The organism is Psychrobacillus sp. NEAU-3TGS (genome assembly GCF_029955155.1).
Classification (GTDB): Bacteria; Bacillota; Bacilli; order Bacillales_A; family Planococcaceae; genus Psychrobacillus.
In genome coordinates this window covers 84,229-99,489 of the sequence record NZ_JAPNOZ010000011.1, presented here as the reverse complement: position 1 = coordinate 99,489, position 15,261 = coordinate 84,229, and the positions used below count along the sequence as shown (strand labels likewise).

Annotated in this window: 21 protein-coding genes; 18 read left to right on the top strand and 3 right to left on the bottom strand. The window is 36.3% G+C overall.

What is annotated here, in order from left to right:
• Window positions 1-236 precede the first annotated feature (236 nt).
• Window positions 237-2,012 (top strand): vitamin B12-dependent ribonucleotide reductase, encoded by a 1,776-nt coding sequence (locus tag OR571_RS13100; RefSeq protein WP_481900390.1) that lies wholly within the window; start codon window positions 237-239, stop codon window positions 2,010-2,012.
• 155 nt (window positions 2,013-2,167) lie between these two features.
• Here the strand turns inward: OR571_RS13100 and OR571_RS13095 are convergent, their stop codons facing one another.
• The 3 genes from OR571_RS13095 to OR571_RS13085 all read right to left on the bottom strand — a co-directional run bounded on the left by OR571_RS13095 (window position 2,168) and on the right by OR571_RS13085 (window position 3,472).
• Entirely contained in the window at window positions 2,168-2,632 is a 465-nt protein-coding gene (locus OR571_RS13095; RefSeq protein WP_282243302.1) for a DMT family transporter, read from the bottom strand.
• Window positions 2,633-2,646: 14 nt separating this feature from the next.
• Entirely contained in the window at window positions 2,647-3,075 is a 429-nt protein-coding gene (locus tag OR571_RS13090) for a DMT family transporter (protein ID WP_282243301.1), read from the bottom strand.
• Window positions 3,076-3,157: 82 nt separating this feature from the next.
• Window positions 3,158-3,472, bottom strand: a complete 315-nt coding sequence (locus tag OR571_RS13085) for an ArsR/SmtB family transcription factor (protein WP_142538486.1) — start codon at window positions 3,470-3,472, stop codon at window positions 3,158-3,160.
• Window positions 3,473-3,762: 290 nt separating this feature from the next.
• On the opposite strand from OR571_RS13085, the gene OR571_RS13080 reads away from it, so the two are divergent.
• The 17 genes from OR571_RS13080 (at window position 3,763) to OR571_RS13000 (ending at window position 15,233) form a co-directional block, all read left to right on the top strand.
• Window positions 3,763-4,185 (top strand): hypothetical protein, encoded by a 423-nt coding sequence (locus OR571_RS13080; protein WP_282243300.1) that lies wholly within the window; start codon window positions 3,763-3,765, stop codon window positions 4,183-4,185.
• A gap of 69 nt (window positions 4,186-4,254) precedes the next feature.
• Window positions 4,255-5,319: a M24 family metallopeptidase gene (locus tag OR571_RS13075; RefSeq protein ID WP_282244170.1), complete on the top strand. Its 1,065-nt coding sequence runs from the start codon at window positions 4,255-4,257 to the stop codon at window positions 5,317-5,319.
• Between the two features lie 16 nt (window positions 5,320-5,335).
• Window positions 5,336-5,893, top strand: a complete 558-nt coding sequence (gene efp, locus OR571_RS13070) for an elongation factor P (protein ID WP_282243299.1) — start codon at window positions 5,336-5,338, stop codon at window positions 5,891-5,893.
• Between the two features lie 311 nt (window positions 5,894-6,204).
• The gene (locus tag OR571_RS13065) at window positions 6,205-6,414 is read left to right on the top strand and encodes a SpoIIIAC/SpoIIIAD family protein (RefSeq protein ID WP_093265786.1); all 210 of its coding nucleotides are present in this window, start codon (window positions 6,205-6,207) and stop codon (window positions 6,412-6,414) included.
• A gap of 3 nt (window positions 6,415-6,417) precedes the next feature.
• A complete protein-coding gene (locus tag OR571_RS13060) occupies window positions 6,418-6,801 on the top strand; it encodes a hypothetical protein (protein WP_282243298.1) in 384 nt (127 codons plus the stop codon).
• A 15-nt stretch (window positions 6,802-6,816) separates the two neighbouring features.
• The gene (locus OR571_RS13055) at window positions 6,817-6,987 is read left to right on the top strand and encodes a hypothetical protein (RefSeq protein WP_282243297.1); all 171 of its coding nucleotides are present in this window, start codon (window positions 6,817-6,819) and stop codon (window positions 6,985-6,987) included.
• Window positions 6,972-7,730, top strand: coding sequence for a stage III sporulation protein AE (locus OR571_RS13050; RefSeq protein WP_282243296.1), 759 nt, complete (start codon window positions 6,972-6,974; stop codon window positions 7,728-7,730). The genes OR571_RS13055 and OR571_RS13050 overlap by 16 nt, the downstream gene beginning before the upstream one ends.
• A gap of 200 nt (window positions 7,731-7,930) precedes the next feature.
• Window positions 7,931-8,365, top strand: a complete 435-nt coding sequence (locus tag OR571_RS13045; RefSeq protein ID WP_282243295.1) for a hypothetical protein — start codon at window positions 7,931-7,933, stop codon at window positions 8,363-8,365.
• 1 nt (window position 8,366) lies between these two features.
• On the top strand, window positions 8,367-8,900 hold the full coding sequence (locus tag OR571_RS13040; protein ID WP_142538493.1) for a SpoIIIAH-like family protein: 534 nt from the start codon (window positions 8,367-8,369) through the stop codon (window positions 8,898-8,900).
• Between the two features lie 138 nt (window positions 8,901-9,038).
• Window positions 9,039-9,536: an acetyl-CoA carboxylase biotin carboxyl carrier protein gene (accB, locus tag OR571_RS13035; protein ID WP_282243294.1), complete on the top strand. Its 498-nt coding sequence runs from the start codon at window positions 9,039-9,041 to the stop codon at window positions 9,534-9,536.
• 32 nt (window positions 9,537-9,568) lie between these two features.
• A complete protein-coding gene (accC, locus tag OR571_RS13030) occupies window positions 9,569-10,918 on the top strand; it encodes an acetyl-CoA carboxylase biotin carboxylase subunit (protein ID WP_282243293.1) in 1,350 nt (449 codons plus the stop codon).
• A 14-nt stretch (window positions 10,919-10,932) separates the two neighbouring features.
• The gene (locus OR571_RS13025; protein WP_142538496.1) at window positions 10,933-11,325 is read left to right on the top strand and encodes an Asp23/Gls24 family envelope stress response protein; all 393 of its coding nucleotides are present in this window, start codon (window positions 10,933-10,935) and stop codon (window positions 11,323-11,325) included.
• Between the two features lie 120 nt (window positions 11,326-11,445).
• Window positions 11,446-11,823 (top strand): transcription antitermination factor NusB, encoded by a 378-nt coding sequence (nusB, locus tag OR571_RS13020; protein WP_142538497.1) that lies wholly within the window; start codon window positions 11,446-11,448, stop codon window positions 11,821-11,823.
• Window positions 11,824-11,849: 26 nt separating this feature from the next.
• Window positions 11,850-12,704 carry a bifunctional methylenetetrahydrofolate dehydrogenase/methenyltetrahydrofolate cyclohydrolase FolD gene (gene folD / locus OR571_RS13015; protein WP_282243292.1) on the top strand — a complete coding sequence of 285 codons (855 nt, stop codon included), beginning with the start codon at window positions 11,850-11,852 and terminating at the stop codon, window positions 12,702-12,704.
• 72 nt (window positions 12,705-12,776) lie between these two features.
• Window positions 12,777-14,129, top strand: coding sequence for an exodeoxyribonuclease VII large subunit (xseA, locus tag OR571_RS13010; RefSeq protein ID WP_282243291.1), 1,353 nt, complete (start codon window positions 12,777-12,779; stop codon window positions 14,127-14,129).
• 5 nt (window positions 14,130-14,134) lie between these two features.
• Window positions 14,135-14,356: an exodeoxyribonuclease VII small subunit gene (gene xseB / locus OR571_RS13005; RefSeq protein ID WP_142538500.1), complete on the top strand. Its 222-nt coding sequence runs from the start codon at window positions 14,135-14,137 to the stop codon at window positions 14,354-14,356.
• Window positions 14,349-15,233, top strand: a complete 885-nt coding sequence (locus OR571_RS13000) for a polyprenyl synthetase family protein (RefSeq protein WP_282243288.1) — start codon at window positions 14,349-14,351, stop codon at window positions 15,231-15,233. The genes xseB and OR571_RS13000 overlap by 8 nt, the downstream gene beginning before the upstream one ends.
• Window positions 15,234-15,261: the final 28 nt, after the last annotated feature.

Genomic DNA, 15,261 nt, shown 5'->3' with positions numbered 1-15,261 from the left:
GAGAGATTGGACAATCAGCAGCGAAGGGTCTTTGGAAACGGAGATCAACGTTCAACGACTATTGAAACTTCCTAACGCATTGCTATGGAAGAAGTAAATTATAGTTATCAGTAATGATTCTATAAGGCACGAGACAAAGAATAATGATTTTTCTTTGATGATATAGTCTGAACTTATGTGAAAGCATAAGAGTTAGGCAGAAATGACCTAACCCCACATATGGTGGTGTAACAAAATTGGGAGCACAAATGATAATGCTGGCAGATTGGCATCCGGATATTGCGGAATTCATCATTTCGAAAATGCAAAATCCGCGAATTTTACGATTCCTAATCGAAAATACAAAAGACGAAACGATTAAACAATTAGCGAAGGACAAGCTTAAATTTAAACCGTTGACATTGCAGGAAGAAGCGATGTATCAAGGTATTATAAACTATAAAGCAATCCCTGGTCTTGGTGGGTTCAGCAATGAAATCATTCGTGATGCAGAGACGAAACTTCGTGATGGTGGTACATACACTGTTCATAATCCAGAATTTTTAACTGGTGCCAACATTTCAGTAACACTAACAGATGATTTCATGAAAGCAGTAGAAAATGATGAAGATTTTGATCTTCGATTCCCAGCGACTGAATCATATACAGAAGAGGAAATGGCATTCTATAACGAAAATTGGCATACGATTGGCGACGTTCGTGAGTGGGAGAAAATGGGTTATGCAGTAAGAACTTATCGCACAGTAAAAGCGAAAGAACTTTGGAATTTGATTAATATTTGTGCGACATACTCAGCTGAGCCAGGTGTTTTCTTCATTGACAATGCGAATGAAAAAACAAATGCAAAAGCATATGGACAAAAGGTTGTTGCAACCAATCCATGTGGTGAGCAGCCATTAGCTCCGTATTCAGTTTGTAACCTAGCTGCTGTGAACCTAGCACAATTTGCAAATAAAGAAACAAAAACAGTAAACTATGAAGCATTAAAAGAAACGGTACGCGTTGGTGTGCGTATGCAAGATAATGTTATTGACGCAACCCCATATTTCTTAGAAGAAAATAAAGTACAAGCACTAGGCGAGCGACGTGTTGGACTTGGCGTAATGGGATTAGCAGATTTACTAATTTATTGTGAAAAAGAATACGGTTCTGAAGAAGGCAATATTTTAGTAGATGAGATCTTTAAAACCATTGCGATTGCAGCATATGAAACTTCGGCGGAACTTGCAAAAGAACGAGGAAGCTTCCCGTTCCTAACAGGGGAAACAGAGGAAGAAACGAATCGACTTCGTAAAGCTTTTACTGAAACAGGATTTATGCAAACAATGCCAGAGGAAATTAGAAATGCTATTTTAGAATCAGGCATTCGTAACTCGCATTTATTAACAGTTGCTCCTACGGGATCTACTGGAACAATGGTTGGTGTTTCGACAGGTCTGGAGCCTTATTATTCGTTTACGTATTACAGAAGTGGACGTTTAGGGAAATTTATCGAAGTGAAAGCGGATATTGTAAAAGAATATTTAGCTAAAAATGAAACAGCGGAAGAAGAAAATCTTCCGAACTGGTTTGTTACAGCTATGGAATTACCACCAGAAGCACATGCAGATGTGCAATGTATTATCCAACGCTGGATTGATAGTTCGATCTCGAAAACAGTAAATGCCCCACGTGGCTACACAGTAGAGCAAGTAGAAGCTGTTTATGAACGCTTATACAATGGCGGAGCAAAAGGCGGCACTGTATACGTGGATGGAAGTCGTGATGCGCAAGTATTAACGCTAAAAGCGGAGGAAAATACATTAGACGATCAGGAGCAGGAAGAAGAAAAAGTATTTGAAAAACGTCCTATTGTATTAATCGATACAATCCAAGATTTACGCTCAACGAATGTAACGATTGGTTCAGAAGTAGGAAATACTTGTCCAGTTTGCCGAAAAGGTACGGTAGAAGAAATGGGCGGCTGTAACACATGCACGAACTGTAATGCACAGTTAAAATGTGGTTTATAATATAATAAAGAATTAAACAAATATAGATTTAAAATAAACTTTTACCGTTACACCCCTTTGGATAAAAAATATCTAAAGGGGTGTTTTTTATGTCCAAAAGAAAACGATCATCTCAAATTATTTAATACTATTTCTGAAGTAAACATTGTTAGGATTTATGCAACTGTATCGTCGCTAGTGCGTTTATTTCCTTTATATATAAAATAAAGGGAAATAACCATAAATAATAAAGCAAAAACCCGTTTTATATCTAATTCTATGATTAAACTATTGAACCATTCAAAATGATCAATAATAAGCCCAATTACTAGTTGACCAGCTATACCAGCAATATTTGTTGCTATTACTCCAATTCTTGGTACTGCCATAACAGTGAAAAGTAAATACATAGTGCCTAAAAATGCTGCACTTAATTGCCATTTTGGTGCTTCTAAAAGTGCTAGTATATTCCCGCTACCAAAAAATAAAATAAAAATGGTCAAAAACATTGTTCCAGTGAGAAAGGTTAATAATGTTGTTTCTATTGTTCCAGCTTTTCGACTAAATGTACCATTGATAGATGATTGTGCGCTTAATGTGATGCCACCAATTAATGTGAATATAATCATAAATAAACCCATAAGGGTCATACCTCCTAGTTTATTAATATTAGTGCCATGATCATGGAAAGAACTGCAAATAGTTTTTCTTTATTAATCTTGTTTTTCTGACTACCTAACCATCCAAAATGTTCAATAATCATACTCATTACTAATTGCCCGATTATAACAGCAACCATTGTTATGCCAACACCAACGAATGGGACACTGACAACAATGGAAGTTAAATAAATAACACCCAAGACACCTCCAAGTAATGACCACTTAGGTGCCTCTAAAGTATATGAAATTCTTCCTTTTCCAAAAAATAGCCACAATAGACTCATGATTATTGAGCCCATAAAGAAGTTATAAAAACTTGTCTCTATTTGTCCAATTGTTTTTCCTAATTCAGCATAGATAGCTCCTTCAAAGCTAAGTGCCGCTCCAGCTAGTAGGGCTAACATATAAGATATAAAGCGCATAGATCGATTCCTCTTTTCTGTATAATTGTATATCTAGAAAAATAGATATAAGGTGGTAAAAAAAAACAGAAATCAATATTAATTAGATGTCTGTTTTAAAATATTCAGCTAAATGTTGAATAAATTCTTCATTGCGTCTGTAGTATGTCCATTGTCCATGACGAATAGATTCAAGTAAACCAGCTCTTTGCATCATATTTAAGTAGCTAGAAACGGTAGATTGAGAAATTTTGGCTTTTTCTTGAATATCTCCAACACATACTCCGCCTTTGTAACTTACCTCCTTGGGTAGGTGAGCGCCTTGTTTTGGGAAATGTTTCTCGGGTTCCTTTAACCACTCTAAAATCTTGAGTCTTGTTTCATTAGATAATGCTTTGAAAACATCAATAGGTTTCATGAGGGTAATTATATATCTAGAAATTTCGATATGTCAAGTTGAAGGAGAGAATAATTTCTTACATTCAAGCGGTACTCGCAATATTGTAGTACCTACGCGCAAAATTTAAAAAAGAGTTACAGATACTGTCCTCTCATCTCATGTAAGTTTGCAATTTTGTGAATTGGTTGCTGTCAATCAGTGATTAGTCGCCCTTAGCCATCGGAGATAAGCATTTATGTATTTACTTTTTCTTGTTTAAAAAATCCTTTCAAAGCCTACACTAGAGTAAAAAAGTTGAGGAGATTTACATGAAAGGTTTAGCGATCAGTACTAGTTTTACGGTGGCATTGATTACTGTAATTATGCTCAAAATATTAGATTTTTTTCATTTCATTAAATGGGATCCAGTAGGATTTTCAGATACTTTTCATGTATTAAAGGATAGCAATGTTTTTATCAAATGGATAATATTGTTTATCGTCGTGTGGGCAGCAAGCATCATTTTATATTATATTAGTTTGGTGTTCATGAAAATCCCGGTAGCTATTACAAGTATTGCACTAGGATTAATAATCGCCTTTATTTTAGAATGGATTATTCTGGATGCTAATACCATCGATAAAACGATCAAAAAAATGTCTATCCCCTTTATCTGTATTATTATCGTGGCTACACGATTTTTAATGGAATCCGCCATCTTTCATGCGCAAGATAAACCATTAAGCAAATGAAAATTTACCATCCTTATTTCGTATGCTAAAATAATAGGCAGAAGTTATTAGAAAATGAGATGAGGGGTAATCATGAAAGTTGCGAAGTTACGTACAGCGTTAGAAGAAAAAGGAATTGACGCATTATTAATTACAAATGGATACAATAGACGCTATATGACAGGATTTACTGGAACGGCTGGTGTTGCCATTGTTTCTAAAAACGATGCAGTTTTTATCACGGATTTTCGTTATACAGAACAAGCGGCAAGCCAGATTAAAGATTTCCGCATTGTAAAACATGAGAAGACTTTAATCGAAGAAGTAGCTAAACAAGTTGCTGAAATGGGCATTCAATCGCTTGGATTTGAAAAAGAGGATTTGACATACAGTAGCTTTGAATTGTATAAACAAGCTGTCAAGGCAGATTTAGTGCCTTTATCTGGTCTTGTGGAAAAAATTCGCTTGATAAAGACGGACGAAGAGATTAGTATAATAAAGGCAGCTTGTCGCATTGCAGATGAAGCTTACGAGCATATCGTTACATACATAAAACCAGGGATGACGGAACTACAAGTGTCCAACGAATTAGAATTTTTCATGCGCAAGCGTGGAGCAACCTCTTCTTCTTTTGATACAATCGTTGCTTCAGGAGTTCGTTCTGCACTACCACATGGTGTAGCATCGGATAAAGTAATTGAAGTAGGCAACTTCGTGACATTAGACTTTGGTGCAATATATAATGGCTATATTTCTGACACGACTCGAACAGTTGCAGTTGGGGAGCCAAGCGAACAGTTGAAAGAAATTTACCAAATTGTCCTAGATTCGCAATTACTTGCTTTAGAAAAGGTTAAACCGGGTATGACAGGTAAAGAGGCAGATGCAATTGCGCGCGATTATATTGCTTCTAAAGGCTACGGAGAAGCATTTGGACATTCATTGGGTCATGGAATTGGTCTAGAGGTTCACGAAGGGCCAGGATTATCATTCCGTTCGGATATTGTGTTAGAACCAGGTATGGTTATTACGATTGAACCAGGTATTTACTTACCGAATATCGGTGGTGTAAGAATCGAAGATGATGCACTAGTAACAGAAAATGGTTTAGAAAAGCTTACGCATTCGACAAAAGAACTTTTAATACTAACTTAATTTTGGAGGGAAATAGATGATTTCAGTAAATGATTTTAAAACAGGCTTAACAATTGTAGTAGATGGTGTACTTTACCGAGTATTGGATTTCCAACACGTAAAACCAGGAAAAGGTGCAGCATTCGTTCGTTCAAAATTAAGAAATTTACGTAATGGTTCGGTGAATGAAAAAACATTCCGTGCTGGAGAAAAAGTAGAAAAAGCACAAATTGATAACAAAAAAATGCAATACTTATATGCAAGTGGTGATCAACACGTATTCATGGACACTGATTCATATGAGCAATTAGAGTTAAATGAAAACCAAATCGAAGAAGAATTAAAATATTTACGTGAAAATATGGAAATTCATATTATTCAATATCAAGGTGAAACTCTTGGAGTAGAATTACCAAAATCAGTTGAATTAGAAGTAACAGAAACAGAACCAGGTATTAAAGGAGACACTTCTGGTGGTGGATCTAAAACAGCAACACTTGAAACTGGTTTAGTAGTAACAGTTCCACTTTTCATCAACGTTGGGGATAGATTAATCATTAACACAGATGAAGGTTCATACGTATCAAGAGCTTAAAATAAAACTATAAGTAGGGAGTCTTTTCTCGATTTTTTCGAGAGAAGGCTCGTTTTTTTGTTGTTTTCACATATTAAAAGCCTGATGTGCAGAACTTTATGTTCGCACAGGAGGTTTAGTTGGAAAATTTAAAGCTTTAGTTGGAATTTTGCTCTGTTTAGTTGTAAAAAACCTCTTTTTAGTTGTAAAAGGAAATTTATGTTTCTACTCACTGCTCTAATGTTTAATGGAGCTTCCCTTAATTTGCGATAATCTTTTTCATATTCTCGTATATCCGTTCATATGTTATTCGTATGGAAGGGGGAGGCATTGTGGAACTTCACGATGTACTTCGAGTTGCGGGTATAGGATTATTGATTGCGATTCTGCACTTGTTTTTTGAATCTACTGGTAAAAAAGAATTTGCTTTTTTCTTGTTTTTTGTTGGATATATATATATGACAATCGAATTGTTGCGTTTATTAAGATTATTTTTTTACGAGATTTCCACATTTCTAGAATGGCTTCTTATGACGAGTTAGCCAATGATCGTATATGTGACGATTATCCTCGCATTTTGCTTGCTGGAATTAGTAAAAGAAACGTATCCGCGCTTACATTCGATTATCTATACTATTTATATCTTTCTTTTTTTAACATATTTAGTGATTTCCCTTATTATCCCGTTTGTAACTCACTATTTCTCCATAGTTCCAGTCGCCCTACTACCCGTATTTAAATTACTCCTTTTTTCGGTCTTATTACTTTTTATTACTCAAATTGTGGAAGAGCTTCTTTCGGAGTATGAGTATACAAGCCTTGCAACGATACTTTCGTTTACTACAAAAGCAATCATCCTTCTCGCTTGGCTGCAACATATGAAGCAATTTTACGAAAAGTTTTTTTCCGTACTCGGATTACTTTCTTGAAGGAATGAACAATGAATGATGGATGAAATGTTACAGACATTAATGCAGCCGGTCAAAGAGGTCATCCAAACATTTACGTATATTTTACTGTTTGGATTGGTATTTGTATGTTTAGAGTGGTTAATACCATCTAGTAAACGGTTATTAAAGTTTTTGTTTATCATGATTATTTGTTTTATTGTTTAGAGCCTGCAATTCGAACGTTAGATATGATCCAAGCGCTCTCCAAACAATTAGTAACCTTGTTTTTAGGGATGTATCCATTACTAACGGCAGGAATAGCTTTATCTGGTGGCGCGTTACTAATCACCTTGTGGAATCCAATGGTTATGGTGTTTGCTTCTTTTACAACGATATTAGCTGAAAAAGTATTAATCCCCTCCATTATGGCGGCATTCATATTTGATGTAATAACTAGAATACATCCAGCTACTTCGTTTTCAAAAATGTCTGATCTCATTCGCATGACGTTAGTTGGGACTACCTCTATTATCTTAGTTTTGTATAGTTTTTTTATGACCGTTAACGGTGTATTTACATGGTCTGTCAGTGGGGCGGTTAACGAATCGGCAAAAAGACTAATCGCCAATAATATTCCCTTTGTTGGGTCACTGTTAACAGAAAGTATTAGTACGATGAAAAGTTACTCATCATCCGCATCGGTTGTTACAGGCAACGCAGTACTGTTTTCTGTACTAGTCCTTGTATCGATACCGACGATTCAGACGATATTAATTGCTTTTTTATACAGATTATTGGGAGCGATTCTCGATCCTTTTATCGATGGTGATATCAGTGGTTTACTAGACGATATTGGTAGAACATTGTTTGTGTTGTCTGTGATTTCAGTATTAATCGCATTTGCTTTCTTTTTTACCATTATTCTAACGATGCTTTTTGCGAAATTACTCATAAGTGTGAAAGGATAAGAAAAATCGTTAACAATTTCTTGTTTGGATTGCTACTGATTGTCGTTGTCGGTGAACTTTTAACGATATTACTAGAAGGTTCGGGCAGTGAAAAGATAGACTTTCTCGTAAAAATTGCGATAATCTTCTGGATCTTGTCCTTTCTCTTCATATAAATAGTTTGTCTTGCATAAAGTATTGTAACCATCATGAAAAGAAGGGTGAACATTATATCAATTAAACAAAAGCCCACTTTTCGTTTTGTTGTCATAAGTATTGCTGTTCTCATTATCAGTCTACTTTTTTCAGAAATGTTCCTTTGGAATGATGAAAGCAACGAACAAGAAACAAAACTAGCTCCTAAAACAACAGAAGATTTAGGCTACATATTGGAGAAAATCAATGGGGTTGGTCGCGTGGAAGTTTATTTTCATTACAAAGAGAACACTGAAAAAACAACGGAAAGCGAGGTATCATTTTTCCAGTGGACAAGTGACAGTAGGGGGGACAAGGAAGAACTGATTGGAATACTAGTAGTAGCGGAAGGAGCGAGGGATAAACGCGTACAAAATAATTTGATTAAGACCCTTTCATCTGTTTTGCAAATAGCTCCACATCGAATTGTGATACAAGAAATGGAAATGGAGGATAAATAATATGAATATAAAAAAGAGATCAGTTTGGTTTTTAACTTTAATCAGTTTAGCAGCGGTAGTGACGGTTTTCTACTTATCAGATCGACCATCGCCTTTTGATGGAATCGCTCTTTTTTCCAATGACACATTAGATGACGTGGAATTAGTAGAAACATCTTCTACGAACGAAGAATCATTTGCCTCTAGTAATAATGCATTCGAAGAGATGAGAATGGAAGTACAAGAACAACGTAGCCAGCTTCGTGCCCAATTAGAGACAAAAGTCGGTTCGAATGAATTTACTGCAGAACAAAAAGATGAAGCGTTTAACAAAATTGAAGAATTAGTTAAGGTAGATTCCACAGAAGCGATGCTGGAGCTAATTATTAAATCGTTAGGATATGACGACGCGCTTGTTCGAATCGAAGATAATGATGTATTAATAGATGTTGTGGCGAACGAACAATCTACTAAAAAAGCATCAGATATTATTTATGCTGTAAAAAGAGAATGGCCACAAGCTTACAATGTGGAAGTAAAATTCAACGGTTTATGATAAAAAAAGTGCCTCTAGCGGGCGCTTTTTTTCATTCTTTCGTGAAGATTTCCGCCGTAGCTATTTCAAATTGTCGTAAAAACGTCTAAAATGGGTAGAGTAAGTATTAATAATGTATATAAAAGGGAGACAAGTCACATGAAAATCCAAGAAATTAGAGAAATTATTAAATTGATTGATCAATCTTCATTAGACGAATTTTTATATGAATCAGATGGTACAAAAATTAAACTAAAGAAGAATGATAAAGGTATAATCTCTACAGGTGGACAATCATTTGAAAGCTCTTCTGTAGTGGAAGAACCGAAAATGGTAGAAGTTAAGGCTGAGCCAGTAAGCGAAATCAAGGAAGAGGTAGTTGTGACAGAAGCAAAACCTGTTGTAGAAGAAAGCTCGTTACATAAAATTACTTCCCCAATGGTCGGTACTTTTTATCAATCTTCTTCTCCGGATGCGGATGCATACGTACAAGTTGGCAGTAAAATAAATGCAGATTCCATCGTTTGTATTGTAGAGGCAATGAAACTATTCAACGAAATTGAAGCGGAAGTAGAAGGCGAAATCGTAGAAATTCTTGTGAAAGACGGACAATTAGTTGAATATGGTCAACCGTTGTTCCTCGTAAAAGGAAATTAAGAAAACAATAGACGAGGAAAGGGGCATAAAGAATGAAAAAAGTATTAATCGCCAATCGTGGTGAAATTGCGGTTCGAATTATACGTGCGTGCAAGGAGTTAGGGATTGAAACGGTTGCAGTTTACTCAGAAGCAGATCGTGAAGCCCTTCATGTCCAAATTGCGGATGAGGCGTATTGTATTGGACCAAGATTATCAAAAGATTCGTATTTAAACTTTTCAAATATTATTAGCGTAGCAAAACTAACTGGGTGTGAAGGTATTCACCCTGGTTATGGATTTTTAGCTGAAAATGCAGAATTCGCGGAGCTATGTGAGGAATGCGATATTAAATTTATCGGGCCGACATCTCAAGCGATTAGAAGTATGGGTATTAAAGACGTTGCAAAAGAAACGATGCAAAAAGCAGGTGTTCCAACAGTTCCAGGATCAAAAGGGATTGTAGAAACAGAAGAGGATGCACTTAATGTTGCAAGAGAAATCGGATTTCCAGTCATTATCAAAGCAACTGCTGGTGGTGGTGGTAAAGGAATTCGCGTTGCAAAAGACGAAGAAGATCTTATTAAAGGCATTAAAATTACGCAAAAAGAAGCTGCTGCTGCATTTGGCAATCCAGGCGTATACTTAGAAAAATACATTGAAGTATTCCGTCATGTGGAAATTCAAGTACTTGCAGACGGCCACGGCCACGCTATCCATCTTGGAGAACGAGATTGCTCTGTTCAACGTCGTATGCAAAAACTGGTAGAAGAAGCGCCATCTCCAGCATTATCACCAGAGCTTCGTGCTGAAATGGGAGAAGCAGCTGTAAAAGCAGCACTTGCAGTTGGTTATGAAAGTGCCGGTACTGTAGAATTTATATTTGATCACATCCATCAAAAATTCTACTTCATGGAAATGAATACCCGTATCCAAGTAGAACATCCGGTTACAGAAATGATTACTGGAATCGATTTGATCAAACAAATGCTATTAGTTGCTTCAGGTGAAAAATTAGCATTTAAACAAGAAGATATTAAACTTAACGGATGGGCAATGGAATGCCGTATCAACGCAGAAAATCCTGCCAAAAACTTTATGCCATCCCCTGGATTAGTTGAGTTTTACTTGCCTCCAGGTGGGCTAGGCGTACGTGTAGACTCGGCTGTTTACCCAGGCTATAGCATTCCACCGTTTTATGATTCCATGGTAGCTAAGCTAATTACTTACGGAGAAACACGAGAGGAAGCTATCGCAAAGATGAAGCGTGCACTATCCGAGTTTGCAATAGAAGGCGTGGAAACAACCATTGCTTTTCATGAGAAACTTATGAATCATGAAGTGTTTGTATCTGGAGATTTTGATACGAAGTTTTTAGAAAAATACGATGTGATGAATTCATAAAAGGAGTGTTCTAAATGACAGAAAATAACGAACAAAAATTTGTTCAAATGACTCCTGAAGGAAAAGATAACTTAGGGACAATTGAAATTGCTCCTGAAGTAATTACTGTAATTGCGGGTATTGCAACGAATGAAGTGGAAGGAATTGCCGGAACTCGCGGTAACTTTGCTGCCGGCGTTGTAGAACGGCTAGGAAAAAAAGTCCATGGAAAAGGGATTAAAACAGAAATCACAAACGATGGATTATTTATCGATGTGTATTGTTTAGTTAAATACGGTGCTTCTGTTCCAGTTGTTGCAAGAGAAGTGCAATCCCAAATTCGTCAAGCAATCGAGAATATGACAAGTCTTACTCCTAAAGAAGTGAACGTTCATATTACCGGTGTGCAATTCGAAACAGCAGAATAATAGGAAAAGAGTCATCCCGAGGGTGGCTCTTTTCATTTTTTCTTTCTTCTCCTACGCATTGTGGAGGGAAATATGCTATTATTGTTCTTTAGATAGCTACATTTAAAGGAGAACTTATTTATGAAACGAAGACAAGCAAGAGAGCTAGCATTGCAAGCACTATTTCAGTTAGACAATCATGAGATTTCCATAGAAGAGGCAATTGGCCATGTTACGGAAAAACAAGACCCATTTTTAACTCAATTAGTTAGAGGAACGATAGATCATAAAGAAGAGATAGACGCTTCTTTAGTAGACAAGTTAGAAAACTGGTCACTCGCTAGATTACCAAAAATAGAACGAACAGTTCTTCGTATTGCGGTATATGAATTATTATTTACGGAAGACACACCAGCGAAAGTAGTTATTAACGAAGCTTTAGAGATTTGCAAAGTATTCGGCGATGAAAAATCTAGTCGTTTTGTAAATGGCGTATTATCCAAATATACAGAGCAATAATTTTTTACAATGAAGGAGCATTTATCGTGACTAATCATATAATTGATGGAAAACAAATCGCAGGTAAAGTAACAGAAAAAGTAAAAGAACGTGTGGAAAATTTAAAGGCTCAAGGTGTCACACCTGGTTTAGCAGTTGTGTTAGTTGGGAATAATCCAGCTTCTCAAACTTACGTTAACAACAAAACAAAAACATGTGAAAGATTAGGTATGTATTCTGTCATGATTGAATTAGAAGAGACAATCTCAGAAGAGGAGCTTCTAAAACATGTCGAAACATTAAATAATGATCCAAAAATTCACGGTATTTTAGTGCAGTTACCTTTACCTAAACAAATAGACGAAGACCGTGTAATTGCAGCAATTTCTCCTCTTAAAGATGTGGACGGCTTTCATCCTGAAAGTGTTGGTAAAATGATGATTGGTCAACCAACTTTCCTTTCTTGTACACCATTTGGCATTATGAAATTGTTAGAATACAGTGATGTGGAAATAGCAGGAAAACATGCAGTTATTATTGGGAGAAGTAATATTGTAGGCAAACCAATGGGACAATTGTTGTTACAAAAAGATGCAACCGTAACCTATTGCCATTCCAAAACGAAAGATTTACATACATTTACAAAACAAGCGGATATTTTAGTGGTGGCTACTGGGCGTGCGAAAATGATTGACGCAAGCTATATAAAAGAAGGTGCAGTTGTTATTGATGTAGGTATAAATCGTGATGAAAATAACAAGCTTTGTGGCGATGTTGATTTTGCATCAGCACAAGAAGTAGCATCTAAAATCACGCCAGTTCCTGGTGGAGTAGGACCAATGACAATTGCTATGCTTATGGAAAATACATGCTTATCGGCTGAAAATACCCTAATCAACTAATACTAAGGAAAGCTGTTTTTCTACAGAAAGACAGCTTTTACATTGTGGAAAGTCTGAGGAGTTGTTTCGTTCGTGACATCACATACATACTTAACGGTAAAAGCATTAACTAAATACATAAAAAGAAAATTCGATGCAGATACACACTTGCGTGATGTGTATGTAAAGGGAGAGCTTTCCAATGTGAAAGTCCATTCAAGCGGACATATTTATTTTACATTGAAAGATGATGCTGCAAGAGTCACTTCTGTCATGTTTGCGATGAATGCAAGGGCCCTCAAGTTCATTCCTGAAAGTGGCATGAATGTACTTATTCGCGGTGATATCAACGTCTTTGAAGCGGCAGGGCAATATCAACTCTACGCATCCAGTATGCAACCGGACGGCATTGGAGAACTTTTCCTCGCTTTTGAACAATTAAAAAAGAAATTAGAAAAAGAAGGATTGTTTCATCCAAGTCGTAAAAAGCCAATTCCTAGTTTCCCTAAAAAAATTGGAGTAGTTACGTCGAAAACCGGAGCTGCAATTCGAGATATTTTAACAACTTTAGAACGTAGATATCCGCTTAGCGAAGTAATAGTGTTTCCGAGTATTGTTCAAGGCCCTCAAGCAGCCCCGTCGATTGTAAAATCTATTGAACAAGCAAATAGTCTACAATCGATAGATGTTCTCATTGTGGGACGAGGCGGGGGATCCATTGAGGATTTATGGGCATTCAATGAGGAAGTAGTGGCTAGAGCCATTGCAAAAAGTGATATACCGATTATTAGTGCAGTGGGCCATGAAACAGATACAACGATTGCAGACTTTGTCTCTGATTTACGTGCACCAACCCCAACAGCAGCTGCAGAGATGGCTGTTCCAAGCAAAGAAAACTTGATGAAAAATGTTTTATCCTATCAATCTGCCTGCTTACATTTCATAACAAAAAAATTAGCAGATGAGAAAAATAGATACAAACGAGCAATGGAATCGCCTGTGCTTGCAACTCCCGAAAAGTTATATCGTCCTTTTATAGAAAGATATGTACGTGTAGAGCAACAACTACAAAGAGAAACAAGTCGTTTATATAAAGATAAAAATCGTTCTTTCACGCAAATACAGAATAGATTTATCCAACTTTCACCTCAGAAAGTCATAGACCAACATCAAAGATCTATACAAACAATTACAAACCAACTAAATCAAGTAGCTATATCAACATTTGAAAAAAATCGGCATCAATTTATCTCCTCTATTCGTACGTTAGAAGCATTAAATCCACTAAAAATAATGGACCGTGGATATAGCATTACGTATAAAAACGGTAAGTTAGTAAAATCAGTGGCTGATGTACAGCAAGGTGATTCCATCATTGTTACTTTATCAGACGGCCGACTCGAAGCGATTATTCAAGAAGTAGATAGAAATGAGAGAGGGGACTAATTTTTATGACTAAAAAAGAAATTCCATTTGATGAAGCTATGCTACAACTAGAGAATATTGTGCGTCAATTAGAACAAGGAGATGTTCCATTAGAAAACGCTATCGAACTGTATCAAAAAGGCATGGAGCTATCCAAGCTTTGTAGTGAAAAACTACAAAGTGCAGAAAAGCAACTTGTCTCTTTCATGGGAGAAACGACAGAGGAAGCTGGTAAAGAAAATGAGTAATGGATTACAAGCATTCATCCAAAACAATCAGCCAATTATCGAACAAAAGCTATTTACATTAATACAAGAGATACATGCCCCTGAAAAATTAAAAGAAGCAATGATTTATTCACTTCAAGCAGGTGGAAAAAGAATTAGACCACTCTATACACTTGCTGTATTAGAAGAACTGAATACAACAAGCGAAGTTGCTTCTACTGTTGCTAGTACGATAGAAATGATTCATACGTATTCCCTTATTCATGATGATCTTCCAGCAATGGATGATGATGATTTACGAAGAGGTAAACCAACGAATCATGTCGTATTTGGAGAAGCACTCGCTATTTTAGCTGGAGATGGACTTCTGACACTTGCGTTTGGAATACTAGCTCGACTTCCTGAATTAACTGCAAGCCAGAAAATAGAATTGATCGAACGACTAAGCTATGCAGCGGGAGCGGAAGGCATGGTTGGTGGGCAAGTGCTAGATATATTAGGTGAAGGAAAATCGTTAACGCTTGAGGAATTAGAAAAAGTTCATATAAATAAAACAGGGGCACTTCTATCCTTCAGCATATTAGCCGGCGGTATTATTGCCAATGCTTCTGAAGAAATTATGAAAGCATTACAAACCTATGCTTTCCATATTGGCTTGGCTTTTCAAATTCAAGATGATATTTTAGATATCGAAGGAACCTCAGAGCAACTTGGAAAAACTGCGGGGAAAGATGTATTAAGTGAAAAAAATACATATCCTTCAATATTAACGCTCATCGGTGCGAAAGAGCAGTTGCAAAAACAATATGAGTCAGCAATCATTGCATTAGAACAAGTAAATATGCATAATGGTATACTTGTAGAATTTGCCAATTATATTACGAAAAGATCGAACTGACAGCGTATAACTTTGTTTTAATAGGATT

What these genes read in the sequence shown, in the direction of transcription:
- OR571_RS13080 (WP_282243300.1), top strand. Translation starts at nt 3,763, where the DNA reads ATGAAAGGTTTAGCGATCAGTACTAGTTTTACGGTGGCATTGATTACT.
- nusB (WP_142538497.1), top strand. Translation starts at nt 11,446, where the DNA reads ATGAAACGAAGACAAGCAAGAGAGCTAGCATTGCAAGCACTATTTCAG.
- efp (WP_282243299.1), top strand. Translation starts at nt 5,336, where the DNA reads ATGATTTCAGTAAATGATTTTAAAACAGGCTTAACAATTGTAGTAGAT.
- OR571_RS13090 (WP_282243301.1), bottom strand. Translation starts at nt 3,075, where the DNA reads ATGCGCTTTATATCTTATATGTTAGCCCTACTAGCTGGAGCGGCACTT.
- accC (WP_282243293.1), top strand. Translation starts at nt 9,569, where the DNA reads ATGAAAAAAGTATTAATCGCCAATCGTGGTGAAATTGCGGTTCGAATT.
- OR571_RS13000 (WP_282243288.1), top strand. Translation starts at nt 14,349, where the DNA reads ATGAGTAATGGATTACAAGCATTCATCCAAAACAATCAGCCAATTATC.
- OR571_RS13095 (WP_282243302.1), bottom strand. Translation starts at nt 2,632, where the DNA reads ATGGGTTTATTTATGATTATATTCACATTAATTGGTGGCATCACATTA.
- xseB (WP_142538500.1), top strand. Translation starts at nt 14,135, where the DNA reads ATGACTAAAAAAGAAATTCCATTTGATGAAGCTATGCTACAACTAGAG.
- OR571_RS13060 (WP_282243298.1), top strand. Translation starts at nt 6,418, where the DNA reads ATGATCGTATATGTGACGATTATCCTCGCATTTTGCTTGCTGGAATTA.
- OR571_RS13040 (WP_142538493.1), top strand. Translation starts at nt 8,367, where the DNA reads ATGAATATAAAAAAGAGATCAGTTTGGTTTTTAACTTTAATCAGTTTA.
- accB (WP_282243294.1), top strand. Translation starts at nt 9,039, where the DNA reads ATGAAAATCCAAGAAATTAGAGAAATTATTAAATTGATTGATCAATCT.
- OR571_RS13085 (WP_142538486.1), bottom strand. Translation starts at nt 3,472, where the DNA reads ATGAAACCTATTGATGTTTTCAAAGCATTATCTAATGAAACAAGACTC.
- OR571_RS13025 (WP_142538496.1), top strand. Translation starts at nt 10,933, where the DNA reads ATGACAGAAAATAACGAACAAAAATTTGTTCAAATGACTCCTGAAGGA.
- OR571_RS13055 (WP_282243297.1), top strand. Translation starts at nt 6,817, where the DNA reads ATGATGGATGAAATGTTACAGACATTAATGCAGCCGGTCAAAGAGGTC.